This is a genomic window from Nodosilinea sp. AN01ver1 (assembly GCF_050565655.1).
Lineage (GTDB): Bacteria > Cyanobacteriota > Cyanobacteriia > Phormidesmidales > Phormidesmidaceae > Nodosilinea.
Map to the genome: position 1 here is coordinate 1 of NZ_JBNXVS010000028.1, position 25,315 is coordinate 25,315.

General features: G+C 60.2%; 20 protein-coding genes. 7 read left to right on the forward strand and 13 right to left on the reverse strand.

Features of this window, described 5'->3' with window-relative positions; translation table 11 throughout:
- Positions 1-132: 132 nt before the first annotated feature.
- The 3 genes from ACQ4N7_RS19370 to ACQ4N7_RS19380 form a co-directional block, all read right to left on the reverse strand.
- The gene (locus ACQ4N7_RS19370) at positions 133-708 is read right to left on the reverse strand and encodes a Uma2 family endonuclease (RefSeq protein ID WP_430713133.1); all 576 of its coding nucleotides are present in this window, start codon (positions 706-708) and stop codon (positions 133-135) included.
- Between the two features lie 154 nt (positions 709-862).
- The gene (locus ACQ4N7_RS19375; RefSeq protein ID WP_430713134.1) at positions 863-2,482 is read right to left on the reverse strand and encodes a 2-isopropylmalate synthase; all 1,620 of its coding nucleotides are present in this window, start codon (positions 2,480-2,482) and stop codon (positions 863-865) included.
- 185 nt (positions 2,483-2,667) lie between these two features.
- On the reverse strand, positions 2,668-4,083 hold the full coding sequence (locus tag ACQ4N7_RS19380; RefSeq protein ID WP_430713135.1) for an MFS transporter: 1,416 nt from the start codon (positions 4,081-4,083) through the stop codon (positions 2,668-2,670).
- Positions 4,084-4,308: 225 nt separating this feature from the next.
- On the opposite strand from ACQ4N7_RS19380, the gene ACQ4N7_RS19385 reads away from it, so the two are divergent.
- A complete protein-coding gene (locus tag ACQ4N7_RS19385) occupies positions 4,309-4,833 on the forward strand; it encodes a phosphoribosyltransferase (RefSeq protein ID WP_430713136.1) in 525 nt (174 codons plus the stop codon).
- Here ACQ4N7_RS19385 and ACQ4N7_RS19390 read toward each other — a convergent pair.
- From ACQ4N7_RS19390 to gloB, 6 genes are all read right to left on the reverse strand, one after another.
- Positions 4,805-5,983 carry a tetratricopeptide repeat protein gene (locus tag ACQ4N7_RS19390; RefSeq protein WP_430713137.1) on the reverse strand — a complete coding sequence of 393 codons (1,179 nt, stop codon included), beginning with the start codon at positions 5,981-5,983 and terminating at the stop codon, positions 4,805-4,807. The genes ACQ4N7_RS19385 and ACQ4N7_RS19390 overlap by 29 nt on opposite strands.
- Positions 5,984-6,143: 160 nt before the next feature.
- Positions 6,144-6,809, reverse strand: coding sequence for a hypothetical protein (locus tag ACQ4N7_RS19395; protein WP_430713138.1), 666 nt, complete (start codon positions 6,807-6,809; stop codon positions 6,144-6,146).
- Between the two features lie 103 nt (positions 6,810-6,912).
- On the reverse strand, positions 6,913-8,550 hold the full coding sequence (locus ACQ4N7_RS19400; RefSeq protein ID WP_430713139.1) for a CHAT domain-containing protein: 1,638 nt from the start codon (positions 8,548-8,550) through the stop codon (positions 6,913-6,915).
- A gap of 56 nt (positions 8,551-8,606) precedes the next feature.
- Complete coding sequence (locus ACQ4N7_RS19405) at positions 8,607-11,066, reverse strand: PP2C family protein-serine/threonine phosphatase (RefSeq protein WP_430713140.1); 2,460 nt, start codon at positions 11,064-11,066, stop codon at positions 8,607-8,609.
- Positions 11,067-11,254: 188 nt separating this feature from the next.
- A complete protein-coding gene (locus ACQ4N7_RS19410) occupies positions 11,255-11,611 on the reverse strand; it encodes an NAD(P)H-quinone oxidoreductase subunit M (protein ID WP_430713141.1) in 357 nt (118 codons plus the stop codon).
- A gap of 229 nt (positions 11,612-11,840) precedes the next feature.
- A complete protein-coding gene (gene gloB / locus ACQ4N7_RS19415; RefSeq protein WP_430713142.1) occupies positions 11,841-12,638 on the reverse strand; it encodes a hydroxyacylglutathione hydrolase in 798 nt (265 codons plus the stop codon).
- 252 nt (positions 12,639-12,890) lie between these two features.
- On the opposite strand from gloB, the gene ACQ4N7_RS19420 reads away from it, so the two are divergent.
- The 6 genes from ACQ4N7_RS19420 to ACQ4N7_RS19445 all read left to right on the forward strand — a co-directional run bounded on the left by ACQ4N7_RS19420 (position 12,891) and on the right by ACQ4N7_RS19445 (position 20,484).
- Complete coding sequence (locus ACQ4N7_RS19420; protein ID WP_430713143.1) at positions 12,891-13,097, forward strand: hypothetical protein; 207 nt, start codon at positions 12,891-12,893, stop codon at positions 13,095-13,097.
- 297 nt (positions 13,098-13,394) lie between these two features.
- Positions 13,395-14,384, forward strand: coding sequence for a potassium channel family protein (locus tag ACQ4N7_RS19425; RefSeq protein ID WP_430713197.1), 990 nt, complete (start codon positions 13,395-13,397; stop codon positions 14,382-14,384).
- Between the two features lie 277 nt (positions 14,385-14,661).
- Positions 14,662-15,153, forward strand: coding sequence for a response regulator (locus tag ACQ4N7_RS19430; protein WP_430713144.1), 492 nt, complete (start codon positions 14,662-14,664; stop codon positions 15,151-15,153).
- 606 nt (positions 15,154-15,759) lie between these two features.
- Positions 15,760-18,078: an ATP-binding protein gene (locus ACQ4N7_RS19435; protein ID WP_430713145.1), complete on the forward strand. Its 2,319-nt coding sequence runs from the start codon at positions 15,760-15,762 to the stop codon at positions 18,076-18,078.
- Positions 18,032-18,478, forward strand: a complete 447-nt coding sequence (locus ACQ4N7_RS19440) for a response regulator (protein WP_430713146.1) — start codon at positions 18,032-18,034, stop codon at positions 18,476-18,478. Before ACQ4N7_RS19435 ends, ACQ4N7_RS19440 begins: the two co-directional genes overlap by 47 nt.
- Complete coding sequence (locus ACQ4N7_RS19445) at positions 18,439-20,484, forward strand: response regulator (protein WP_430713147.1); 2,046 nt, start codon at positions 18,439-18,441, stop codon at positions 20,482-20,484. Before ACQ4N7_RS19440 ends, ACQ4N7_RS19445 begins: the two co-directional genes overlap by 40 nt.
- Positions 20,485-20,520: 36 nt before the next feature.
- Here ACQ4N7_RS19445 and ACQ4N7_RS19450 read toward each other — a convergent pair whose 3' ends face one another.
- From ACQ4N7_RS19450 to ACQ4N7_RS19465, 4 genes are all read right to left on the reverse strand, one after another.
- Positions 20,521-20,859, reverse strand: a complete 339-nt coding sequence (locus tag ACQ4N7_RS19450) for a type II toxin-antitoxin system PemK/MazF family toxin (protein ID WP_430713148.1) — start codon at positions 20,857-20,859, stop codon at positions 20,521-20,523.
- Positions 20,846-21,070: a CopG family transcriptional regulator gene (locus ACQ4N7_RS19455; RefSeq protein WP_430713149.1), complete on the reverse strand. Its 225-nt coding sequence runs from the start codon at positions 21,068-21,070 to the stop codon at positions 20,846-20,848. The genes ACQ4N7_RS19450 and ACQ4N7_RS19455 overlap by 14 nt, the downstream gene beginning before the upstream one ends.
- Positions 21,071-21,122: 52 nt before the next feature.
- Entirely contained in the window at positions 21,123-24,005 is a 2,883-nt protein-coding gene (gene ileS, locus ACQ4N7_RS19460; RefSeq protein WP_430713150.1) for an isoleucine--tRNA ligase, read from the reverse strand.
- Positions 24,006-24,145: 140 nt separating this feature from the next.
- The gene (locus ACQ4N7_RS19465) at positions 24,146-25,276 is read right to left on the reverse strand and encodes a Ycf66 family protein (RefSeq protein ID WP_430713151.1); all 1,131 of its coding nucleotides are present in this window, start codon (positions 25,274-25,276) and stop codon (positions 24,146-24,148) included.
- Positions 25,277-25,315: the final 39 nt, after the last annotated feature.

The window sequence follows — 25,315 nt, forward strand, 5'->3', positions numbered from 1 at the left end:
CGGGTCACCGCTTGCGCGATACCGCGCTTTAAGCTCGTCGGCTGAAAAATGAGGTTCGAGATGGAGGGGTCTAGGCATTCCCTAATCCTACACCATTTCAGGGGTAGCCAAGTCGGATTTAGTATAAAGCCTCTAGCCTAAAGCCAGCATCGCCTCAGCCGTGAGCGGCCAGGCTGGGAAGGTTGGCGATTCGACCACCATTTCCCCCGTAAAAACGACCTCGTTATAGCCCTGGGCCGTCAGGCTCAGCACCGTCACCTGCTCCACCACCGGGTCGAGAATCCAATATTCACCAATGCCGCGCCACTCATACTGATTGCGCTTTTCAAAGTAGTCGCGGCGGTGATTTTCTGCCCCTGGGCTCACCACTTCTACGACCAGCAGCGGGGGGGCCATCTCTAGCGTAATGGCCGCCTGCCCCAGCGATCGCATCTGCTCGGGGTGCTCAGGCCGCAAAACCGTGAGGTCGGGATAGCGGTTTTTGGGCTGCCCCGGCATGGCGATCGCTAAGCCCTGAAGCCGAATCTGTCGCATGTCCACCACAGCCTTTAGAGCTTCGTACAGTCTCAAAGCTCGAAACAGATTGTCGTCAGACTCTGGCGGCATCTCAACTAATTTCCCGTAGGTAAGTTCGTAGTAGCCGTCGGCTGTCTCAGCGTGGGTGAGAAAGTCGTCAAAGGTTTTGAGCTGGGGGTGAGCCTGTACCATCGCGATCGCTTTCTACAGATGCCACTATTTTACCGATTGAGCCCTGTGTGCCGTGATCCCGCTGGGCAGGTGCCTAGCGGGTCTACGACTATGAGCACTGGAGCGCGATCGGAGTAGATCCGACGCGGTGCCCAGAAAGAACCTAGGCCTCCGCCTATAGCGACGCCGTTACCGCATCGCGCTGAGGATGAATCGCCTTTTCACCCTGCAGTGCGGCGTACAGCCGATTGAGGGCGTGCAGGTAGGCGTGGGCCGAGGCCACCACAATGTCGGTATTGGCGGCGTGGCCCGAAAACACCCGGTCTTCATGGCGCACGCGGATGGTGACCTCGCCCAGGGCATCGATGCCCGCCGTCACCGACTGCACCGAGAACTCAATCAGCTCGTTGGGGATATCCACCACCCGGTTGATCGCCTTGTAGACCGCATCCACTGGCCCCGTGCCGATCGCCGCATCCATCAGCTCCTCGCCGTCGGGCGTGCGCAGGGTGACGGTGGCGGTAGGCTTGGCGCTGTCGCCGCAGGAGACCTGCACCAGCCCCAGGTGGAAGTGTTCGGGGGCCTGCTGGGTTTCGTCGTTGACGATCGATTCAATATCCCAGTCGGTGATTTCTTTTTTCTTGTCGGCCAGTTCTTTGAAGCGCAAAAAGGCGCGGTTGAGGGCCTGATCATCCAGCTCGTAGCCCAGCTCGCGCAGGCGGGTGCCAAAGGCATTGCGGCCCGAGTGCTTGCCCAGCACAATCTGGTTGTCGGTGAGGCCAATGGAGGTGGCATCCATGATCTCGTAGGTGAGCTTGTTTTTGAGCACGCCATCTTGGTGAATGCCCGACTCGTGGGCAAAGGCGTTGGCCCCTACGATCGCTTTGTTGGGCTGTACAAACATGCCGGTCAGGTTGGAGACCAGGCGCGAGGTCTTGTAGATCTGGCGGGTGTCGATATTGGTCAGCGGCTCCTCCGAGTCGGCGGGGCGACCGAGGAAGGGGTTGTAGAAGCTGCGGCGCACGTGCATGGCCATCACCAACTCTTCGAGGGCGGCGTTGCCCGCCCGCTCGCCGATGCCGTTGATGGTGCATTCGAGCTGGCGCGCGCCGTTCTTGACCGCCTCAAGAAAGTTGGCCACCGCCAGGCCCAGGTCGTTGTGGCCGTGGACGGAAATTACCGCCTGGTCGATATTCGGCACGTTTTCTTTAATGCCGCGAATCAGGCCGCCAAACTCCGACGGCGTCAGGTAGCCCACAGTGTCAGGGATATTGACGGTGGTGGCCCCGGCTGCGATCGCAGCCTCCAGCACCTGGTACAAAAACTCGGGGTCAGAGCGGCCCGCATCCTCCGGCGAAAACTCCACATCGTCGGTGAAGGTCTTGGCGTAGGCCACCATCTCGGGGGCGATCGCCAGCACCTCTTCCCGGCTCTTGCGCAGCTTGTACTGCATGTGAATATCCGAGGTGGCGATAAAGGTATGAATGCGGCCCCTGGCGGCGGGTTTGATCGCCTCGCCGGCCCGCTCGATGTCGCCCCTGGTGGCGCGGGCCAGGCCGCAGATGGTGGGGCCGGTTTCTGTGCCAACTTCCCGCGCAATTCGCTGCACCGCCTCAAAGTCGCCGGGGCTGGCAAAGGGGAAGCCAGCCTCAATGATGTCAACCCCCAGCCGGGCCAGCTGCCGTGCAATCACCAGCTTCTCTTCGACATTCAGAGTCGCGCCCGGCGACTGCTCGCCGTCGCGCAGGGTGGTGTCGAAGATGAGAATGCGATCGGGGCTGGGCGGGTTGCTCATGGTGACTCCCACAGAGTAGACAACGAGGGTGCTAGATCGAGATTAGGACCTTTCTCAGACGATGACTACCCGAGGCGGATTCAGCGCTGAAGTCGGCCCAATAAATGTATCGGTTCTCACCATTCTACCCGCCTCAAGTCGGATTCGCTACGACTTAGGCCGGGGTATTTGAGCGATCGCTGACACTACCCATCCTGTGCCTGACCTCGGCTGCGCTCGGCCAGCTGGAGCAAAATCGTTTCGTGCACCTGGCGGGTAATGGGGTAAAACCGGGTCAGCGCGATCGCCGCCAGCAGCAGCACCATCGGCACCGGGCCAATAAACACGCGGATGGCCAGCAGGGCCTGGTCAGACTGCTGGGTGGCCTCGCTGACAAAGCCCGAAAATTGCAGCGCCAGGCTGACCAAAAACAGGCCCAGGGCCAGGCCCACCTTTTGCAGCAGGGTCATAAAGGCGTAGAAAATGCCCTCGCGCCGCTGGCCGGTTTTGAGTTCGTCGAGTTCGATCACATCGGGCAGCATGGCCCAGGGCACCACGTAGGCCGTGGCCACCCCAAAGCTAATCACAATGCACAGCAGATACAGAAACGCCACCTGCCCCGGCTGCACAAAGAACAGGGCAATCTGGGCAATAATCCAGACGCCAATGCCGATGTAAAACACCTCCTGCTTGCCCAGGCGGCGGCTGAGGTAGTTCACCACCACCATCATCACAATGGCGGTACCCTGCACCAGCAGCGCCGCCAAAAAGTACGAGTCTAGCCCCATCCAAAAGGTGGCGTAGAAGGGAATAATGCTGGCGGTCATCTGCAGGGCCAGCCAGGCAAACAGGTAAATGCCCACCACAAACAAAAAAGCCCGGTTGGCAAAAACCACCTTAATTTGGGCCGCAAACGACAGGGCCACTTCGTCCGTATCGGCAGGCTGGAGCGCATTGCGCTGCACGGCGTAGGGGTAAGTGCCCCACACGCACCACAGCAGCGGCAGCACCGACAGCACCGCGCAGATGCCCCCCAGCACCAGGTACTGCTGGCGCAAATCTTCCACAGATTGGGTAATCACCAGACCCAGGCCCAGAGCCGCGATCGCCCCAAACAGCGACGACCCCAGCCGAAAGGCGGTCAGCTCAGTGCGCTCGTCGTAGTCTTTGGTGAGTTCGGCGGTGAGGGTGGTGTAGGGCAAATTCACCACCGTATAAAACACCTGAAACAGCAGCGAGATCACCACGTAGTACCAAAACCGGGCGGTATCGCTTTCCCACCCCGGCACGATCCAGTTCAGAAAAAACGTCACCCCAAACGGAATCGCCCCCAGCAAAATCCAGGGGTAGCGACGGCCCCAGCGGGTGCGGGTTTTGTCGCTCAAGTAGCCAATAAACGGGTCATTCACTGCGTCCCAGATCCGCCCGATCGCCAGCACCGAGCCCGCCGCGACCGGGCTCAATCCCGCCGCCGTCGTTAAGAAAATCAGGTACGAAAAGGCCAGCAGGTTGGCGGTCATGCCCGGCCCAATGTCGCCGGCCCCAAAGGCCAGCTTGCCCCAGAGCGAAAACGGTTTGGGGGCAGCGTAGCTGGCGCTGCTCGACGGAACGTTAGAAGCCATAGGTCGAATGCTGGGTAAATGATGGAGACGTTGAGGACTGAGCGTAGATGGATAACAATTCGAAGGGCGTCCTCAGTGTATTATTTCCCCATCGCAAAACGCCCTACACTGAGTCCAGCTTAGGAACTTGTAGCGCTACTCTGGCCACAACTCGAACCGACCAGAGCGCAGGACACCCCCAGGGCCGCAGTGGGTACGCTAGGGCGATCGCCTAGGAGAATGGCTATGGCTGATTTCTACGTAAGCTGGGACGACTATCACCGCGATGTCGAGAAACTGGCCGTTCAGATCTACGAGTCGGGCTGGGAGTTTAACCAAATTGTCTGCCTGGCCAAGGGCGGACTGCGGATTGGCGATACCCTCTGCCGCCTGTTCGACGTGCCGCTGGCCATTTTGTCGACGGCCTCCTACGGCGGAGCCGATGGCCGCACCCGAGGAGCTATCACCTTTTCCCGCGATTTGAGCATGACCACCCCCAGCCTGGGCAGCCAGGTGCTGATCGTCGATGACCTAGTCGACTCGGGCTATAGCCTGAAAAAATCGATGGACTGGCTGCGCCACAAGTACGGCTTTTATATTGAAGACCTGCGCACGGCGGTGCTGTGGTATAAGGCCGACTCCATTCTCAAGCCCGACTACCACGTGGTCTACCTGCCCGACAACCCCTGGATTCACCAGCCCTTCGAGCGCTACGAAACCATGACCCCTGCCGAACTGGCGGCTAGTTATCAACCGGAACCGGCTTCCTGATCGGGGTGAGCTGGGCTGGAGCCTGAACCGGGGCCGCCGAGGCCTCTGGCTCTCCGTAGAGGCGCTGGTAGCCCCAGTAACCCGCCAGCAGCGTGACCAGCGTGAGGGAGGCAATTCCTCCGGCGCGGCACAGTCCCTGAATAGCCTTTGAGGCCCGCAGCGCCGCCAGGTAGTCGCCGCGCTGATAGGCCTGGCGCAGGTTCATGGCGCAGGCCAGGGCGGGAATGCCCAGGGGCGGAAAAATCACGAAGGCGGTGAGCAGCACCCGATGCCACCGGGCTGGCGGGCAGGGCTGCCCCTGAAACAGCTTGTAGCTGCCCCGCCACTCCACCACGGGCTGATCCTGCACCTGCCCGGTGAGTTCAAAGCTCTGCACTTCCTCCAGCTGCCACTTGATCAGCAGGGCGCGGATCTGGTCGGGCAGGGTGAAGTAGTTGATGCCAACCCCCACCGGGCGGTGTACCTGAATCCGCAGGCTGTCGTCCTGGTGCTGAGCCACAACGGTAATGTGGCGCAGGCCCAGTTCCGTCTGTAGGCGCTGAGAAAGGGCGCGATCGCGGTGGGCCTGGTAGCGGTGGTGCAGCTTTAGCCGCGCCTGGTCGAGGTTGAGATCGTTGCAGAGGGCCAGTTCCCAGTCGTGGGCGGCGGTATCGGGCTGGCCGAGTTGTTCGTGGGTGTGGCCCCGGTGCAGGTAGGCCTCAGCCAGGTTGGGGTTGGCGGCAATGGCGGCATCAAAATCGGCCAGGGCCAGCTCGTAGTTTTGCTGCCGAAAATACAGCAGCCCCCGGTTGTAGTGAATCAGGGCATGGCCGGGCTGGTGCTCTAGGGCCTGCTGCCAGTCGGCCAACGCCAGGTCGTTCTGCCCCTGGTGGCAGTAGAGCAGGCCGCGGTTGCCGTAGGCTCGAATGCTGGTGGGGTCAAGGGCGATCGCGGCGCTAAAGTGCTCCAGTGCCGCCGCCGTATTCTCCATTTGCCAGTGGGCTTTACCCAGCTCAACGTGAATATCGGCCGGATGGGGATAGCCGTCCAGAACCTGGGGCAAGACCCCTAGCGCGGCTTCGACATTGCCCTGACGAATCAGGGTTAGGGCCTGTCGATAGCGATAGCGGGCCTGCTGACGGCGCAGCCAGGGGGCAAAGTAACGTCCCATAAGCATTGAGAATCATTAAGAGGAGAGGCATCCATCCTCATGATTCCCCGTGAATCTGGCCTTGTCAGTGAAGCATTACGAGATCGTAACGGGTAGCGCCATTCTTTTATGCACTTTTTGCATTGAAAGCCATCGCCCCAGTCAGAACTGTAATCCCCGCTCAGTCAGCGGAGGGGTGGTCGCCAGGGCTGACGTCGGTTTTAGCCGCCTTGAGGGCCACTGAAGCAATGGTCAACGTTAGCCGCGCCTGCTCCAGGTCAGACAGCGAGTTCCAGGCCGCAGCCGGAATCGCCCGCAGGTTTAGCTCGACAATTTCGCCCCGGCCATCGCGCAACGAGTAGGCCAGGGGACGGGCCAGCACGGCCAGGTCATCCAGGTTCCAGCTGGGTAAACTATCGCTCGCGCACTGCACCAGCTGGTCGATCAGGGGCTGACCGCTGCGGGCCAGGGTGGTGGCGGAGCTAGCCAGGTTCTGTAACAGCTCACGGGGCAGCCGTTCCTGAAACTGACGCAGCTGATCGAGCACCGAGGTGGCGGCTGATTGGCCCCGACCCACAGCGGGTTGAGGAGTCGCTTGAGCCGCGTTCATTTGAGCCGTTATTTGATTTGCCAGCGTTTGCCAACCGGCAGCGATCGCGGTACTGAGGTCATCGTCGGCCAGGGCGTCAAACTCAGTTTCGAGGTTAGCCAGATAGCCCTCTGCCTCTGGAGCCAGCGGCTGCCAGGGGTACGCCGGTTCGGGGTGAAGAATCGCAGCAAGCAAATCGTGTTCGGCGGCCATGGCGGACTCAGAAGCAGAATTGGGGTTTTGGGATGGCTGGGTCATAGCGTTATCTACAGATGCACGGGGATGGTAACAGTACCTGATGTCAGTGGATACATCGCGCCGCCAGAGGATTCCGTACGGCATGAACAATTTTGTGATTTCCCTAGCAGGGCGGGGGCGATTTGGGGCTACCCTCCAGGGTAAATTCCATCAGTTCGCCATCCTGACTGCCAAAGCGCAGTGCCGTACCCAGGGCCAGGGGCACCTCGCCCCGGTGAACCAGCTTCCAGGCGTCGCCCTCACAGTAGTAGGAGCCGTTGCGCGACATGTCGCGCAGGTAATAACAGACCTCTGGCACCCCCTTCTCAAATCGAGTGCGGCTAAAAATTTCGGCATGCTGCCCCGAAACCCACGGCTCTAAAATCACGAGGTCATTGTCGGGCAGCCGCCCCACCCGCAGGTAGCCATCGTAGAGTCGCCACAGCCGAGTCGGATTATTTAGGCAGCGCAGCACCACTGACTGGGTCGATGGCAGCTCCTGCCCCGGCAGTTGGGTCACCGCTAGGCCGACTTCGTGCAGCAGATGTCCCTCGAACTGGGGGTGCTGATAGAGCACCGGCAGGGTCCAGGCCGTATGGTTGAAGCGGTAGGCGGTCAGCAAATGCTGCCGGGCCAGGGCCACCGCCTGGGCTACCGGCTGCCGCTCGGCCAGCCCTCGGGCCAGCACCTGAATAAAGCTCAAAGCTTCGTGGTCAGCGATCGAATCGCGCATGGCCAGCACCGCCGGTACACCGTGGTGCAACAGCACTTCCGCCAGACTGCTCCGAGGAATTACCCGCTGCTGCTGCAGGTCGGGCTGGGCTCCCCAGCAGGTGTTAAATACCGCCAGTCGAATACCGTTGTGGGCTAGCCCCTGAGCCAGTTCAGTACCGCTCAGGCTACCTCCCTGGCGCAAAAACAGCAGTCCGCCATCGGGAGCGGGGACCCCGTGACCAGCGTAGAAAAACACGTTGAAGTAGCCGGTTTCCAAAGCTTTAAGGAGGGTTTTGGCATCGGGTTCGATCAGGGTTTGAACCTGACAGACCACCGGGCTGGCCCCCTGATAACTCAAACGAGAGGCGCTCAGCTCTAGCAGCTGCTTCAAAGCTTCCGCTTCCTGGGGCAGCTGTAGGACGTTTTCTCCACCCCCTGCCGTTCCGGGATCATCCTGCCCCAGCACCAGCAAAATACGCAGCGAGGAATCTAGCTCGGCTTCCGGCAGGGGTTCTACCGCACTGGCGGTGCGGCTAAACAGCACCTGCGGCCCCAGCGACAGGGCTGGACACCCCGCCTGGGGCTGCATAATCTCCCAGGGGAGGATAATCAGCTCCGGAGGACGTATCTCCAGCCGCAGCCTGAGGGGGCGGTTCTGGCCAATCGCCATCCCCAGACTGCGGTCCAGGGTTTGACGAATGGGGCCATCAAACAGCCATTCCCAAAGGCTAACCCCCAGGCCCTGCATCAGTCGCCCTGTATTGCCCGTGGTATCGGCGGCCGGAGCCACCCGATCGAGCAGGTCGTCGAGGTGAAACTGGGGGACGTAGGCCGAGGGTACGTGGGGCACCTGGGGCAGCTCTCGCAGCGAAAAATACTGCTGCCAGCTCTCCCACAGCTTGGCCATTTGGCTATCCCAGAGGCGATCGTGGTGGGCATAGCCACCGGGGAACGGGCTCTCTAGCACCCAGATAGCATAGTGGTTAGATTCGACCTGGGTGAGGCGATCGATGGCGAGACAAAGGGTGAGAGCATCGGACGACAGCATAGGCGGGCCGAAATCAACAAAGCCAGAAAGGCGAAGTAGGGACTGGAGCAGAGCAGCTAGGGCAGGCAGCGGCCCGACTGGGCCGGGGTAACCAAGTCTAGAAAGGCTGCACCTCGATAAAGCTGGCGGGTCTGCACCCAGCCTTCGTCACCCGGCGCTGAGAGTTGCTGACTCAGGTTGGGGCTAGCGGCCGGAACGGGGGGCTGGTTGGTTTCCTGGGGGCGCTGGTCTAGCGATGCCCCGGAGGGAATAGAGCAAACCCGCAGTCGGACCCAGTCGACATTGTCGGCGGTGGTCTGGCGGCTGACAACTCGCAGAACGCTGCCCGTCGCCACGCCCGTTGACCTGTCTGTCGCTCCAGCAGGGTTGGGCAGCCCGGCGGTAGACGGGCCCGGCTGCGATCGCAGCAGCAGCCCACGATCTTCTAGGCCAGGGGTGGCGGCCTGTTGGGACTGCCAGTACGACCCCACGGGTATGTCCACGGTAGCGGCGAGAGCGGCTTCTGGCAGCGGTTGGCCCATCAGAGCGGCGATCGACCAGCTGGTCTGCAAAGGCTGTAGCGCCACTGGAGCCTGCGATCGCCGCTCCCAGGCCAGAGCCGCCGCCCCCAATCCGGCCAGCACTGCGACCACACCCACCCAAAACGGCCCCCAGGCCTGCTTTGAGCGGGGCGGCCGGACATCGCTCTGTGCCTCGGCTGCCCCTGGAGCCACAACGCGAGTAGAGGGCGGCACGGTCTTTGGAAACGCCGCGGGCACCGTACTCATACCACCATCGACAGCCGCGTCGGCCTGGCGGAGCGAACCCGAGGGCAGCACTGGCAAGGCCCCCGCCTGCGGCACAAATCGCATCAGCCCAACGGTGACATTGTCGTGGCCGTTGAGTCGATTGGCCTGCTGAATCAGGGTTTCGACGGCGAGGTTGATCGGGCCAGGCGCGTTCGTCAAGGGGGCGACCAGGTGGGGGGCCAGCGCTTCGACCCGGTCGTAGTCGCTCAGTCCGTCAGAGCAAAGCAGCAGCACGGCGCTATCGTCAAGCAGCAGGTGCTGCACCGTCGGGTACAGCAGGTTAGAGTCGCTGATGCCCAGAGCCTGGATCAGGGCTCCTCCACTGGGCAGCTGCATGGCCTCGGAATAGAGAGCATAGCCCATCTGTGCTTCCCGCGAGGCGACGTCGTCGTCAACGGTGATCTGGTAGCAGGTGCGGGGGCTGACTCGGTAGGCTCGGCTATCGCCAACGTGAGCAATGGAGACGTAGGGAAAATGCACCAGGGCAACCACCACCGTCGTACCCATGCGGGCCCGCGCCGATCGCTGCTCGTCGTTGTTGCGGGCGGCGATCGCGTCGTTGGCCAAAATGAGCGCCTGCCTGAGGCGCTCGGCGATCGCATGGGGCGACAGGTGGGGCTGCTGGGTCAGCGGCTCAAGCTCCTGCTGCAGCAGCTTAATCGCGGTTTGAGAGGCCACATTGCCCTGTTCGTGGCCGCCAATGCCGTCGCACACCAGCAGCAGGGGCGGGGTTTCAACCCCCTCAGCCAGACCAGTCAGCCGCTGCTGGCGCGGCTCTTTTTCGGGGTAGCAGGCGTCTTCGTTGCGATCGCGGGTCGGTCCCTGGTCAGTATCAGCCGCCCAGTCAACCGTCACCAACAGCCCCTGACTCAGGGTTTGAATTGCCCCCTCCAGCTCGGCCAGCAGGTCTTTGGCCGAGGCCAGCTGCCCGTCCTTGAGGACCTTGACCAGCCAGCCCAGGTAGGATCGCAGCGGGGGCTGAGCCGTAGCTACCAGGGCGTGCCACCGCTGGCCCAGCTGAGCCAGGGTAGGACTGGCGTCATCGACGGTCAGGGTGGCGAGCCGCAGCAGAGCCCCGTCGGCCCGCAGTTCATCCAGCTGAAGCAGGGTTGTAGCCACCCGTTCAGTGGCCAGAATAGGCCACAGGTTGGCGACCTGCCGCAGCCAGTTCAGCTGCTGCAGGGCCGATCCGTGGGTCCAGATCTGAGCCAGGGAGGGTAGCAGCGTTGCCTCAACCTGCCCCAGCTCCGGTACCCCTGGAGCCCCCGGAGCCCCTGGAGATAGATCTGGAGACGAAGCCTTGCTGTCAACCCTCGGCTCTGTAACCCGAACGCTGATGGGAGCCATATCGAGCAGCAGCATGTTCGCCGCCAGACCCGTTTGCTCTGGGGTGAGGTAGGCGTAGGGTCGGGGAATGTGCTGAGCCAGGGCAAACAGCTTTAGATAGTTCAGCACCAAAGCTGGAATCGTATCTAGGGCCGGGGTGGGATGGTCGGGCCGGGTGTCTAGCCAGATCTGATGCGCTACCGAAACCGATTCAGAACTCTGTTTTGAACCATCATGCCAGACCAAAAATCGCCCTGCGATCAGCGTACCGGGGCGAGTGGCTACTACCCCATCGCCAACCGCCAGTAAAAAGCGGTACAGCAGGGGAGTTTGGCAGACCTTGCAGCGGCTGGCAGGCGGGGTCGAAATCGACCGACAGGATGGATTAGAGCACTGGATCACGATCCTCTAGGGCAGATAAACAGCTTGTAGCTTCTACTCGATGTGTTTCTAAATGGTACCTAACCCTAGTCTGAGCCGTTTGGAGCCAGGGGTGCTGGCTCCAAACGGTTCAAACCAAGCCAGTTGACCCTACCCGGTTGCCATTGACAGGGCAGCATGACCTGGGTTAGAAGTCGCCTGCGATCGCTTCAACCTGCCGCTTGCGCCGATTCTTCAGCCTCAATTCGGGGTAGGCCCATGCTGTAGTTGAGGGCACGGCTTTTGAGGTTGTAGCTAATCTCGCCCCGCTGCAGAAGCTGACGCACAAAATGCTCAAGATCAGAGCCAATGCGGCGCAGGTTGTAGTCGGTCAAATCTTCGCCAGCGGCGGCATCGACCAGGCGGTCAAACTCAGCGTAGACGGCCTTAAGCGCGTCTTCGGACCAGTTGAACTCATTGTCGGGGTCGATGTCTAGGGTGAGTTTGTCGTCGCTGGGTACCAGTTCGTTGTTGGCAACGATGGCGGTATAGATGTGGATGTGCCGGGTGGTCGATTTGAGCATCATAGCCAGGTCTTGCCCCTTGTAACGTCGGTCTAAGGTTGATTTACCTCAGGATGGCCCAAAATGGCGCTGCTCTTGTGATTGTATAGCACCCGCTCCCTGCAGCAGAGCCAGTGAGTAGGCCATCTCAATAAATAACTCTTTTGAGAGGCATAGGTCGCCACCCTGGCCTAGCGGGCCTATTGCCGTAAAACCTTGGCTCAGTCTTGGCTCGGTATTGAGCTGAAGCCGTCTAAAACAGATCTTTTTTGCCCCGCAGCCGGGCGAAGGTTTGCACCGCTGACGTACTGGTGGTAGCCCGCTGCAGGGCCGCATCGTCCCACCGCAAAAAGGGATTGGTCTGCTTCTCAAGGCCTAGCTCAGTGGGCACCGTGGGCTGGTTGTGGGCGCGGGCCGCCTGCACCTGCGCCAGGCGATCGCGCAGGGCCGCGTTGGTGCCATCGACCGTAACGGCAAACTTGAGGTTGTTGAGGGTGTACTCGTGGGCGCACCACACGCGGGTGGTGTCGGGCAGCCGCCGCAGCTTGCCCAACGACTCGACCATTTGCTGGGGAGTGCCTTCAAACAGGCGACCACAGCCTCCAGCAAACAGCGTATCGCCGCAGAAAAGTTCGCCCCAGTCACCAGGGTCAGTCGGAGCAAAGTAGTAGGCAATGTGGGCGCGGGTGTGGCCGGGCACAAAGAAAACCTCAGCCTGGCGTTGGCTCCCAGCCGGGCCTTGCCCATCGCCAAACGACACCCTGTCCCCCTCCTGCAAACCGTGAGTTTGCCCTGGAATGCGGCCCCAATCTTCGGCCCCACCATAGACCAGAGCCGCCGGAAACCGCTCTAGCAGCTGCCGATTGCCCCCCACGTGGTCGCTGTGGTGGTGGGTGTTAAAAATGGCCGTTAGCGTAGCTCCCAGGCGTTCTAAGGTTTGGAGCACCGGGACCGCATCGCCGGGGTCTACCACCGCCGCCTGAGCGGCGGTCGGCTCGTGGAGCACAAAGATATAGTTGTCGCGAAAGGCCGGTACGCGATGAATGTCCATAGGGCTGTCCTGAATCTGCGCCATTTTGCCGTACTGTCTCCGCAACGTCTTTTCCGTAGCTTCTCTGTGGAAACTCTAGCCTTGTCCAGGCTTTAATACAGGTTTACTGAATCTTTACTGGCCGCCCAAGCGTAATGCCTAGGGATTAGGCATGCTTAAAGAAGATAAAAATGTAGCTACCGCTACAGCATTGCCTACCGTCTCTGGCCTGGGCCTCTACTATCGTCACTCCTGCATCGAGGATTTGCAATCATGGTGTCGTCTTTACCCCAAAACCCCGCTTCAAATATTCAAACCCTCGTCAGCACCGTTATGCAGCAGGGCGTGTTGAGCCGCCGTGACCACCTCATTCTATCGACGGCAATGCTCAGCAACCCAATGCTGACGTCTAGCGATCGCCAGCACATCAACCAGGTGTTCGACAGCATTCGGGCTGGGCGAGTCCGCCTGACCGACTAGAGTTACCTCCAGGATAAGGGGATCCACGCTCTGGCTCAGCCCAGGGCGTTTTTTTTGGCGGCGGCCAGGTTTTTGCTCCTACAATCTACAAATCTACGGCCTAGAGCGCTGCGGGTTGGGTACGGCCCACTGGCGGTAGCTGAGGGTTAACGTTACGCTGCTGGGCCAAGTCTGAGGTCTAAGCTGGGGCAAGTTTAGCGGGCTAAGTTTCAGGGGCTACCACCTGTGCGTCAAAAACGCCCTCGCTATGGCGAAACCGTTGCTGAAGGAAACTATCGGCGCACCCGGCTGCACCTGATTCGGGGTGCGATCGCCCTGGGCGGCGTGGTGCTCTTGGGGGTGCTGTGGTATCGCCTGGTCGAGGGGTGGAGCTGGCTCGATGCCACCTACATGGCGGTGATCACCCTATCCACCGTCGGTTTTGGGGAGATCAACCCGCTCAGCCCCCGAGGGCGGCTGTTTACCATCCTGCTGATCATGATGGGGGTAGGCGTGATTGCCTACATTCTCAACAGCCTGACCGATGCCATCGTGCAGGGGCATTTTCAGGCTGGGTTTCGGTTACTCAAGCGGCGCAGGCTGATGGAATCTTTGCAGGGTCACTACATTATTTGCGGGTTTGGGCGTACCGGTCGTCAGGTGGCCACCGAGTTCGCGGCTGAGGCCATTCCGTTTGTGGTGGTTGACTCCGACAGCGCCGCCATTCAGACGGCACAGCAGCTGGGATACACGACCCTCCAGGGTGATGCAACTCAGGATCAAACTCTGCTGCAGGCTGGGGTAGAGCGATCGCGCTGTCTGGTAGCGGCACTGCCCTCCGACGCTGAAAACCTCTATATCGTGCTCTCGGCCAAAACCCTGTCGCCCCAAATTCGCACCATCGCCCGCGCCAGCAGCGAAGAGGCCATCATCAAACTTCGGCGGGGCGGAGCCGATGTGGTGGTGTCGCCCTATATTACCGGCGGCAAGCGCATGGCCGCCTCGGCGGTGCGTCCCCAGGTGGTAGATTTTTTAGACGGTATTTTGACCGGGGCCGAGCGATCGGTCTACGTGGAGGAGTTTTTGCTGCTGCCCGAGAGCTGCCCTATTGTCGGCAAAACCCTGGCCGAGGCCCAGCTTGGCCGCCAGTCGGGGGCGCTCATTTTGGCCATTCGTCGGGCCGACAAAACGCTGATTTTTGGCCCCACCGCCGACACCCGCCTCTACCCCAACGACATGGTTATCACCATGGGCAACGCCGATCAGCTGCGGCTGCTCAACCAAATTCTCAGCCCCATTGAGCGATAGGCCACTGCTTGGGGTCGTGATGACCAGCCGCCACTGGAGGACCGTCTGCGCCATTGACGGCATCGCGCAACAGCTCGAACGCTCTAGCTAGGGTTTCAACGCCGCGATCGCTAACAAAAATACTGAATCTTATAACTTTCCGCACAATGAGCTGTTTTTGGTTGTTTGTCGCTAGCGTTCAATATTAAGGCTTTATACATGGCCCACCCAGTGCTGTTGGCAAGGGCGTCGATGGGGTTAGCCTTACCTGAATCAGCTTTAGGATTGGCTATGCCCTATGCAAGATCACGACCTGGAACAAGACCGCTTCATCTTGGTGATTGACCCCAATCGCGACCATGCCCAGGTGGTGCAGCAGGTACTAGGCCAGGGCTCAGACTGCGATTCGCAGAGCGTTCAGGAACCGACTCAGAACGAGTATCCGTCCCAGAATCGCTTTGAAATTTTGGTGGATGGGGGGGCGGCGATCGATTACCTGCTACAGCGAGGCGAGTATGCCCAGGCACCGCGTCCAGACTTGGTCTTGCTCGATCTCGATCTGCCGGGCGGTGGCCACCACATTCTCACCACGATCAAGACCACGCCCCGCCTCAAGCGTATTCCGGTGATTGTATTCACCGAGTCTGATCGCACTGAGGATGTTTTGCGCAGCTATACCAGCCAAAGCAACTGTTACGTGGTGAAGGCGGCTGATTTAGAGCATTTGGCCCATACGGTGAGGCAGATTGAGGCCTTTTGGTTTGGGATTGTAACGCTGCCGCTGAAGTAATCCTCACGGGATTCAATACAATTGATGAACAAACAAAAATAATTCAAACTTCCTGTTAGCAAGCGGCCGGTCTTTCGGGGTCAAACAAAATCTAAATTTACACAAAAAGCCAAGCTTCCTATTTTTTTAATATTCTCATTCCAGGGCCCCAATTTATCTGAGATATGCTGCTAGATGGAAACACTACAGCCCAAAATGATCTACGCATAAAGGGTTGAAGCTAACGATTGAAGCCGCCGATAGATGGGGTAGGCCAGGTTTTGAGGTCTGGCTCTTAGACCCCGTTTTGAGGTATCTGAACTGAGACTTTTCGAGCCTCGACTGAGCTAAGGCAGTCTAAGACTCAATCTGGCTGCGGTGGCGCAGCTTTACAGAAAATCTCAAGCCAAGGAACTTTAAGACCCGAGGATTTTAAGACAAAGGTTTCAAGACAGAGAATTGCAAGCTCGATGTTCACTTTATTTCGCACTGACAGCGGATAAAACCCAGTGATAAAAACCCGTCAGTAAATCCTCAAAGCCTGGATTGGCAGCGGTTAACACCACGGCATTCTACCGTTCAGGCTGCGTTGAAACACCCATAATTTTTGCTAGGAGAGCGATCGCTATGACCCTTCGTAACCTGAATCCCGAGGCCCAGCTGGTGAGCCTAAAGCAGCCCGAGATTCACACGCTGACCCAGGTGCAGCCCCACGGAGTGCTGCTGGTGCTGCGAGAGGCAGACCTGTCGATTGTGCAGGTCAGCCGCAACGCTCGCGCGGCCTTTGGCCTATCGGCAGAGGAGCTGCTGGGCCAAACCCTGGACGACCTGCTGGACGCCTACCAGGTCGATCAGGTGCGATCGGGTCTGCGCCACGACAACCTGGACATTATGAACCCCACCAAGGTGTGGGTGCGGCGACGCGGGGACGACTACGGCGTGTACGACGCCATTTTTCACCGCAACAGCGAGGGCTTTTTAATTCTGGAGCTGGAGCCCGCCCTCAACAACGAGGCGATTCCGTTCTTGAGCTTTTACCACCTGGCGCGGGCGTCGATTGGGCAGCTAGAAGCAGGGACGGCCAGCCTGGCCGATTTTTGCCGCATTATCGTCCACGAGGTGCGGCAGGTGACGGGCTTTGACCGGGTGATGCTCTACAAGTTTGACGACGACGGCCACGGCGAGGTGCTGGCCGAAGAAAAGCTCGACGACATGGAGTCTTACCTGGGCCTGCACTTTCCTGAGTCGGATGTGCCCCAGCCCGCCCGCAAGATGTTTTTGTCCAACTGGATTCGGGTGATTCCGAACGCCAGCGCCGAGCCGGTGGACCTGGTGCCCGCCGTCAACCCCGTGACCCAGCACGGCACCGACCTGGTGATGTCGATTTTGCGGCAGCCCTACCGCTGCCACACGGAGTACCTGCACCACATGAATGTGGAGGCCTCCCTGACCATTTCGCTAATGAAAGATCAGAAGCTGTGGGGGCTGATTGCCTGCCACCACAAGACGCCCAAGTACGTGCCCTATGAGCTGCGCAAGGCCTGCGAATTTTTGGGTCGGGTGATTTTTGCTGAAATTTCGACCCTTGAAGAAGAGGCTGACCAGAGCTATCGGCTGAAGCTGGCGGCGGTGCAGTCGGCGCTGATTGACCAGATGGCGCGGGCTGACTACTTCATCGATGGCCTGGTGCGCCACGACCCCAGCCTGCTGGATTTGGTCGGGGCCAAGGGGGCCGCCGTTTGCTTTGGCGGCCAGTGGACGACCCTGGGCCGCACCCCGCCCGAGGAGGAGCTGAACTACCTGGTGCAGTGGCTGGCCAACCGGGCTGAGCAAACCGAGCAGGACATTTTCGTCACCAATGCTCTGCCCCTAGACTATACCGAGGCCCAGCGGTTTAAGGATGTGGCCAGCGGTCTGCTGGCGATCGCCATCTCCAAGCGCAGCTACGTGCTGTGGTTCCGCCCAGAGGTAATTCAGACCGTGAACTGGGGCGGCAACCCCAACGAGGCCTACACCCTGGTGGGCGAGGGCGACCAGCAGCGGCTGTGTCCGCGCCAGTCGTTTGAGCTGTGGAAGGAGACGGTCAGCCTGCGATCGCTGCCCTGGCAGACGGTAGAAATTAAAGCCGCCCTGGAGCTGCGCAAGGCGATCGTCAACATCGTGCTGCGCCAGGCCGAAGAGCTGGCCCTGCTGGCCAACGACCTGGAGCGATCGAACGCCGAGCTGAAGAAATTTGCCTATATTGCCTCCCACGACCTGCAGGAGCCGCTCAACCAGGTGGCTAACTTTGTGCAGCTGCTCGAAATGCGCTACGACGCCAAGCTCGACGACGACGGCAAAGAGTTTATCGGCTTTGCCGTCGAAGGGGTCAGCCTGATGCAAACCCTGATCGACGACGTGCTGGCCTACAGCAAAGTAGACCTGCAGGGCATCGAGTGGCAGCTGACGGAGGTGCAGCAGGCCCTCGACCAGGCCCTCGGCAACCTGCGCGGGCGAGTGGCCGAAACCGGCGCGATCATTACCGCCGACCCGCTGCCCACCATCGTCGCCGACGGCACCCAGCTAATGCAGCTGTTCCAAAACCTGATTGGCAACGCGATTAAGTTTCGCAAGCCCGGCGAAACGCCCGGTATTCACGTTGGGGTGCAGCGGCAGGAGGAGCACTGGCTGTTCTCGGTGACCGACAACGGCATCGGCTTTGACCCCCAGTTTGCCGAGCGCATCTTTGTCATCTTCCAGCGCCTGCACACCCGCGATGAGTACGCAGGCTCGGGCATGGGCCTGGCCATTTGCAAAAAAATCGTTGAGTGCCACCGAGGCCGAATTTGGGTAGAGGCCGCTCCTAACCGGGGGGCAACCTTCTACTTCACCATTCCCGTTGAAGGACGCGATCGCAACCATGGCAACGGACACAAGGCCAAAAACTATCTTTTTAGTCGAGGATAATCGGGGCGACATTCGCCTGATTCAGGAGGCCCTCAAGAGCACCGCCGCCCCGTGCGAGGTTGTAATCGCGCGGGACGGCATGGAGGCGATGGACTACCTGCACCGCCAGGGGGAGTTTGCGGCGGCTACGACCCCTGACCTGATTTTGCTCGATCTCAACCTGCCTAAAAAGGACGGGCGAGAGGTGCTGGCTGAGATCAAGGCCAGCGATACCCTCAAGCACATTCCCATTATTGTGCTGACCACCTCACGGAACGAGGAGGACATCTGCAAAAGCTACGACCTGCACGTCAACTGCTACATCTCAAAATCGCGCAACTTGGCCCAGTTATTCAAAATTGTGCAAGGAATTGAGGCATTTTGGCTAGAAACAGCGACGCTGCCCTCGACTACCCCCTGAACCCGGCGGCGGTGCGAGTACTTTTAATTGAGGATGACCTGGCCGAGGCCCGGTTTTTGCAGGAGGTGCTGAAGGGGGCACCCCGCAGTCGGTTTCAGCTCAGCCACGCCAAGCGCCTGGGGGAGGCGATCGCCTGGCTGGGGCAAGACCGCTTTGATGTGGCGCTGCTCGATCTCACCCTGCCTGACAGCAGCGGCCTCGACTCGCTGGATGTGCTGCTTCACCAGGCTCCCGGCCTGCCCGTGGTGGTACTCACCAACACCAACGACGACACCCTGGCGGTAGCCGCCGTGCGCCACGGCGCTCAAGACTACCTGATGAAGCGATCGCTGCAGCAGGAGGTGCTGGTGCGATCGCTGTTCTACGCGATCGAGCGGCAGCGGGCCGAAGACGCCCTGCGCGATGCCAACGAAATTTTAGAAGAGCGGGTGCAGGCCCGCACCGCCGAGCTGGAGGCCGCCAACCGGCACCTGCGGCAGGAGATCGAGCAGCGCCAGCGCATTCAGGAACGGCTTACACTGGCCCAAAATGCTGCCAGCATTGGCACCTTTGAGTGGTGTGTCGATGCCCCTGCCCAGCCCTCAAACTCATCGGACCTGTTGGCAGATCCACCCTGGCCCATCGCCGACATGATGGCCAGCTTTAGCGCCAACTGGCCCTGGCCCATTCACCCCGACGACGCGGAGCGGGTCAGTCAGGAGCTGAGGCAGGCCACCCAACAGGGACAGGGGCTCAAGACTGAGTTTCGCATTTTGGTGGGCGATCGCGTCCACTGGCTGACGATTAACAGCAGCCTGATCTGCGACGTGGAGACCCACAGCGAGCGGCTGCTGGGCATTCACATGGACATTACCGATAAAAAGCAGCTGGAGGCGCAGTTTTTGCGATCGCAGCGGCTTGAGGGCTTGGGCACCCTGGCCAGCGGCATTGCCCACGACCTCAACAACATCCTGACGCCGATTCTGCTGGTAGTGCAGCTTTTGCCCCTCAAGCTAAAGGCGATCGACCCCTGGTTACAGAGCAAGCTCGATATTTTGGAGGCCAGCACCCAGCGCGGAGCCGATCTGGTCAAACAAATTCTCGCCTTCACGCGGGGGGTTGAGGGCAAGCGCTTTGCTCTGCAGGTCAACCACTTGCTAGCGGATATTCGCAAGCTGGTGCAGCAAACCCTGCCCAAATCGATTGATGTCTATGCCAACATACCGGATAGTCTATGGCCGGTTTGGGGCGACCCCACCCAGCTGCACCAGGTGTTTATGAATCTCTGCGTCAATGCCCGTGACGCCATGCCGAACGGCGGTACCCTGCGCATAGCCGCCGAAAACCTGACCCTGAACCACAACTCGGCCCAGCAGCATTTTCAGGCTCAGCCCGGCCTCTACATCAGGGTAACGATTACCGATACCGGCACCGGCATGGAGCCAGCGGTGCTCAACCAAATTTTTGACCCGTTTTTTACCACCAAAGCCCTGGGCCAGGGCACGGGCCTGGGGCTCTCGGCGGTGCTGGGCATTGTCGAAAGCCACGGCGGCTTTGTTGACGTGCAGAGCCAGGTGGGCCAGGGCAGCCAGTTTCAGGTATACCTGCGGGCCAGCTTCGAACCCAGCCCCGAAGCTGATGCCCCGGTGGCCCTGCTCGATGGGCATCAGTCCACGGTGCTGGTGGTCGATGACGAACCCGCCGTCTACGAAGCGGTCCGCACGGTTTTAGAGCTGCACAACTATCGAGTGATGGTAGCCCACGGTGGACAGGCCGCGATCGCCCTGCTCAGCGAGCACTCCGACACTATCCACACCGTGCTGATGGATCTGATGATGCCCACGATGGACGGGCTCACCACCGTGCCCCTGCTGAAGCGCATCAACCCCAACCTGCGGGTGATCGCCATGAGCGGCCTCAGCTCTACCGAGGCCGTAGCCAGAGCCGAGCAGCAGGGGTTCGAGAGCTTTTTGCCGAAACCGTTCTCCCGCCAAGACTTGCTCCAGCAGCTGCGGCCCGTAGAGTAGGCAACAGCGCTGGCATCGACCACAGTCAGATGTGGACTAACGAAGATTTAAGTGGAGCTTTAAAGCAGCGTCTATTCTCTCCATTGGGCTAGATGCTAATCGCCCAACCTGGCGGCCCACAATGCGCTGTTTAGAAATGGTGCGAATTTGCTGTACCTGAGCCTTAGACGGCTTTAGCAAACCACTGTCAGCAGCGGGTAACAGTACTTCAAAGGGGTATACCCGACTGACCTGCGACGTTAGGGGCACTACCGTAACTGTGGAGGCAGCGCGGTTGTTGGCATTATTGCTCACAATCAGCACCGGGCGCTGCTTGGCAACCTCTGACCCTACCACCGGATTGAGGTCAGCGTAGTAAATCTCACCACGCTTCATCGGCGAGCCCATCGGCCACGGTTACGTCCCATGCGGCATCGATCTCGTCAGCCGCTTGCCCGTAGGCTTCCTCTAGCTCCTGCTCGCGCAGTAGCTCCAGGGCTTTTTCAATCACCTGCGACCTAGACTTGCAGGCATGGCTCTCCCGGTAGGATTCGACAAACGTTAGCAACGGCTGCGGCAGTGAAATCGAGAACTTAGCGACCTGCATAGTACGACGCTTCGGTAGGAAGATCGGTCATACCAGCAGTATAGCTTTTGTATTAGAATGCGCCTGCTAGCGCCTCGACACAGCGATCGCAGATGGTCGGGTGATCGCTGCTCTCGCCCACATGGGTTGAGTAGTTCCAGCAGCGATCGCACTTCTGGCCCTCCGCGTCTACTACGCCGATGCCGAGCGCGTCCGACTCACTGCTGCACTTTAGCCCGGCCAGAGACTCTGGCGAATCGAGCACCTCCACCTGGGAGACCAGGAACAGGTAGCGCAGCTCATCGACGTGGTTATGACCGGTTGCTACGGCATCGGTAGGGTTCATGGCCGCTAGCTGCTGCCGCAGGTCAGGGTCAGCCACATAGATCAGGGCTTTTGCCTCCAGGGAAGAGCCAATGTCCTTGGCGGTGCGGGCCTGTTCGAGGACTTTGTTGACCTCCTGGCGCACGGTGCGCAGCTGGCTCCAGCGGGCCGCCAGATCCGGCTGCTGCCACTGGTCATCTAGCTGCACCCAACCGGCCTCAAACACCGACTTGTGGGCGGCGGGATAGGGCAGGTTTTGCCAGATGTCTTCGGCCATGTGGGAAAGCACCGGGGCAATGGCGCGGGCCAGGTTTTCGATTGCGATCGCCAGCACCGTCTGGCAGCTGCGCCGCCGAGGCGAATCTGCGGCACTGATGTACAGCCGATCCTTGGCGACATCTAAATAGAAATTCGACAGGTCCACAGCGCAGAAGTTCTGCACCGTCTGAAAGAACCGGAAGAACTGGTAGGTCTCAAAGGCGTCGGTGATATCGGCAAACACTTCGGTCATGCGGTGCAGCATGTAGCGATCCAGCTCCGGCAGCTGGTCGTAGGGCACCGCATCTTTTGCCGGGTCAAAGTCGTGCAGGTTGCCCAGCAAAAATCGCGCCGTGTTGCGAATCTTGCGGTACACATCCGCCATCTGCTTGAGGATGTTGCCGCCCAGGGGCACATCGGAGGAATAGTCCACCGACGACACCCACAGCCGCAGCACGTCTGCGCCGTAGGGCGGGTCTGCTTTTTGGTTTTTGCCGCCGTTGATCACCACCGCCGGATCGACCACGTTGCCCACCGACTTGCTCATTTTGCGGCCCTGCTCATCCAGGGTAAAGCCGTGGGTGAGCACCGTTTTGTAAGGGGCACAGCCGTTCACCGCCACGCTGGTCAGCAGGCTCGACTGAAACCAGCCCCGGTGCTGATCGGAGCCCTCTAGATAAATATCGACCGGATATTTCAGCTCGTCGCGCTGCTGAGCCACCGCCGCCCAGGAGGAGCCGGAGTCGAACCACACATCCATGGTGTCGGTGCCCTTGCGGTAGGTGCGACCATTCTGGCGGTACTTTTCGGGCAGCAGGTCGGTCTCGGGCAGCTCCCACCAGGCGTCGGATCCCTTTTCGGCAAACAGGGCTTTGATGTAGGTCAGGGTCTCTTCGTTTAGCAGCGGCTCGCCGGTCTCGGTGTCGTAGAAAACAGGGATCGGCACGCCCCAGGTGCGCTGGCGCGAGATGCACCAGTCGGAGCGATCGCCCACCATAGCGGTGATTCGGTTCTCGCCCGTCGCCGGAATCCACTGCACGGTCTGAATGGCTTTCAGCGCCGCGTCGCGGAACCCCTCCACTGAGGCGAACCACTGCTCGGTGGCACGATAGATTGTGGGCTGCTTGGTGCGCCAGTCGTAGGGGTACTTGTGGACGTAGGGCTCGTGCTTAAGCAAAGACCCGGCCTGCTTCAGGGCCTCAATCACCGCCGGGTTGGCGTCACTCAGCACGTTCAGCCCGGCAAAGGGGCCAGCCTCCTCGGTCATGTCGCCCTTTTCGTCAACAGGAGACAGCACCGGCAAACCGTAGCGCTGGCCCACCTTAAAGTCTTCTTCACCATGGCCGGGGGCGGTGTGTACCAGGCCCGTACCCGACTCGGTGGTGACGTAGTCGCCGCCGATTAGAATCGGGCTCTCGCGATCGAAGAGGGGATGGCGATAGGTGGAATGCTCCAGCGCCGCGCCTTTGATTTCGGCTTTGAGGGTGAGTTTTGCATTGAGGACGCTGGCCATGCGATCGCACAGATCTTTGGCCACAATCAGGTACTTAAACGGCGTTCCCGCCGCGACTTCCACCACGGCATAGGTTAGATCCGCGTTCACCGCTACCGCCAGGTTGGCCGGAATCGTCCAGGGCGTCGTGGTCCAGATCGCCACGCCCAGCTCGCCCAGGTAGGGTTCCAGGGCGTCTTTGGCCTCGGCAGAGGCGCTCACCATCGGGAAAGCCGCGTAGATGCTGGGGGACGTGTGCCCCTCGGGGTACTCCAGCTCGGCCTCGGCCAGGGCGGTTTGGGAACTGGGGCTCCAGTGCACCGACTTCAGCCCTCGATAGATGTAGCCTTTCAGGTACATCTGGCCAAATACCTCGATCTGAGCCGCCTCATAGTCGGGGGTCAGCGTCATGTAGGGGTGATCCCAGTCGCCCCAGATGCCGTATCGCTTGAAGCTCTCCCGCTGGCGATCGATGGTTTTAAGGGCAAAGGCCTTGGCCTTGTAGCGCAGCTTGATCGGCGTCAGGTTGGCCCGTGCTTCGGGGTCCATCGCCTGCAGCACCTTCAGCTCAATGGGCAGACCGTGGCAGTCCCAGCCGGGCACGTAGCGCACTTTTCGGCCCTTGAGCAGCTGATACTTGTTGATCGTATCCTTCAAAATTTTGTTGAGGGCGTGGCCAATGTGCAGGTCGCCGTTGGCATAGGGCGGCCCATCGTGCAGCACAAACACCTCGCCGGGGTTGCTGGTCGACAGGGTTTCATAAATTTTGTGCTCGGCCCAAAAGGCTTGAATCTCAGGCTCGCGCTGGGTGGCGTTAGCCCGCATGTCAAAGCTGGTCTGGGGCAGAAGAACGGTGTCTTTGTAGCTTTTAGGGTCTGTCACAGCCTGAGATCGACTAAGGGTGAAGGATTGCTCGCGCCATTATGGCAGATTCGATGCATTATGCATCCTTATACATTAGGTCAGGTTGAGGGCAATTGCAGGGCTAATCTAGTTCGTTGGGGTCAAGCGGTCACGGAATTTTAGCTATCGGCCCAATTTTCGTCGTCATCCCAGTTTGTCTCTTCGGTCTCTGTCTCGGCTGCGGTATCAGGGCTGGGGAAACCCGCTGGAGCTTCGGTGCCGGTTGCTTCAGACGGAACAGAGGAGGCGTTGGGGACCGAAGCTTCGCTGCGATCGCCCGGTTCAGCCCGCTCAACACTCGCGATCGCCTCAGTGTCGACAATAGTGATACCTGGGGTGCTCCCCAACGGCTGGGCTGGGTCAGACCTGTTTTCCGTTGGGGAGTCAGGTCTAGCCGCAGGCTGCGTCTTATTTTTGGCTAAAGGCGAGGGCCGCGGCGGAATCTCGATCACGGCTCGCTTGGGTTTGGGCTTGGTCTTAGCCGTCACAACATCCCCCACCCACGCTTTGAGACCGGCCAATCGGGCTCCCAAAGTAGTGGGCTTTCGCGTCGAGGCGGGCGGCGGCGCTGGCGATTCCCGCAGGGATACTCGTCCCGAGTCGGGTTCCGAACGCGCCGCGAATCGCGGCGGTCTTTTAGCCTTGGAAACCGGAACGGGTGCGCTGGCTGACTCTGCAACAGCAGGTTTAGGCATCTGGCCTCTGGTTTTAGCAGGACCGGGTTTAGCAGAATCGATAGTTGCAAAATCGGTTTTTGCCGCGATCGAGCGATGGGCAACAGGCTCCAGCTCATCCACAAACTCGTAGTCCACATCTTTTAGAGATGAAACTCGAATTTCACTGACCGCGATCGCCGGATCACCCGGTTGTCTGCCAGTCTCGGTTTCAGGCAGCCAGCGTCCTAAGGGCGTCGCTCTAAGCAGGTTTAGCGCCGACTGTTTAAGCTGACGACCAAACGCAGGCCAGGAGTCGGGCGACAGGGGCGTTTGCAGATCTAGAGGGGTGCGCTTGCGGCGCAGGGTCAGGGTTTGCCAGCCCAGCCAGCCCAGCAGCACAACGCTGGCCAGGTGCCCCACCAGCTCGGTTGGCGAGGTCTGAACGGCGCTAAACCACAGCACCAGGCCGTAAAAACCGCCTACCCCACTCCAGAAAAAATCGTGGCGGCGGTGCACTTCGGGAAAGAAAAAGGCGGCTCCGTAGAGGGCAATGCTGCCCAGCCAAACCGCGATCGCCAGAACCTGAACCCCCATACCGCTTGGTGCATCCGCAATCTCAACACCACTACTCTA

Excerpts from the sequence above, each read along its gene's own strand:
- ACQ4N7_RS19370 (WP_430713133.1), bottom strand. The coding sequence starts at position 708 with ATGGTACAGGCTCACCCCCAGCTCAAAACCTTTGACGACTTTCTCACC.
- ACQ4N7_RS19375 (WP_430713134.1), bottom strand. The coding sequence starts at position 2,482 with ATGAGCAACCCGCCCAGCCCCGATCGCATTCTCATCTTCGACACCACC.
- ACQ4N7_RS19380 (WP_430713135.1), bottom strand. The coding sequence starts at position 4,083 with ATGGCTTCTAACGTTCCGTCGAGCAGCGCCAGCTACGCTGCCCCCAAA.
- ACQ4N7_RS19385 (WP_430713136.1), top strand. The coding sequence starts at position 4,309 with ATGGCTGATTTCTACGTAAGCTGGGACGACTATCACCGCGATGTCGAG.
- ACQ4N7_RS19390 (WP_430713137.1), bottom strand. The coding sequence starts at position 5,983 with ATGGGACGTTACTTTGCCCCCTGGCTGCGCCGTCAGCAGGCCCGCTAT.
- ACQ4N7_RS19395 (WP_430713138.1), bottom strand. The coding sequence starts at position 6,809 with ATGACCCAGCCATCCCAAAACCCCAATTCTGCTTCTGAGTCCGCCATG.
- ACQ4N7_RS19400 (WP_430713139.1), bottom strand. The coding sequence starts at position 8,550 with ATGCTGTCGTCCGATGCTCTCACCCTTTGTCTCGCCATCGATCGCCTC.
- ACQ4N7_RS19410 (WP_430713141.1), bottom strand. The coding sequence starts at position 11,611 with ATGATGCTCAAATCGACCACCCGGCACATCCACATCTATACCGCCATC.
- gloB (WP_430713142.1), bottom strand. The coding sequence starts at position 12,638 with ATGGACATTCATCGCGTACCGGCCTTTCGCGACAACTATATCTTTGTG.
- ACQ4N7_RS19420 (WP_430713143.1), top strand. The coding sequence starts at position 12,891 with ATGGTGTCGTCTTTACCCCAAAACCCCGCTTCAAATATTCAAACCCTC.
- ACQ4N7_RS19430 (WP_430713144.1), top strand. The coding sequence starts at position 14,662 with ATGCAAGATCACGACCTGGAACAAGACCGCTTCATCTTGGTGATTGAC.
- ACQ4N7_RS19435 (WP_430713145.1), top strand. The coding sequence starts at position 15,760 with ATGACCCTTCGTAACCTGAATCCCGAGGCCCAGCTGGTGAGCCTAAAG.
- ACQ4N7_RS19440 (WP_430713146.1), top strand. The coding sequence starts at position 18,032 with ATGGCAACGGACACAAGGCCAAAAACTATCTTTTTAGTCGAGGATAAT.
- ACQ4N7_RS19450 (WP_430713148.1), bottom strand. The coding sequence starts at position 20,859 with ATGAAGCGTGGTGAGATTTACTACGCTGACCTCAATCCGGTGGTAGGG.
- ACQ4N7_RS19455 (WP_430713149.1), bottom strand. The coding sequence starts at position 21,070 with ATGCAGGTCGCTAAGTTCTCGATTTCACTGCCGCAGCCGTTGCTAACG.
- ACQ4N7_RS19465 (WP_430713151.1), bottom strand. The coding sequence starts at position 25,276 with ATGGGGGTTCAGGTTCTGGCGATCGCGGTTTGGCTGGGCAGCATTGCC.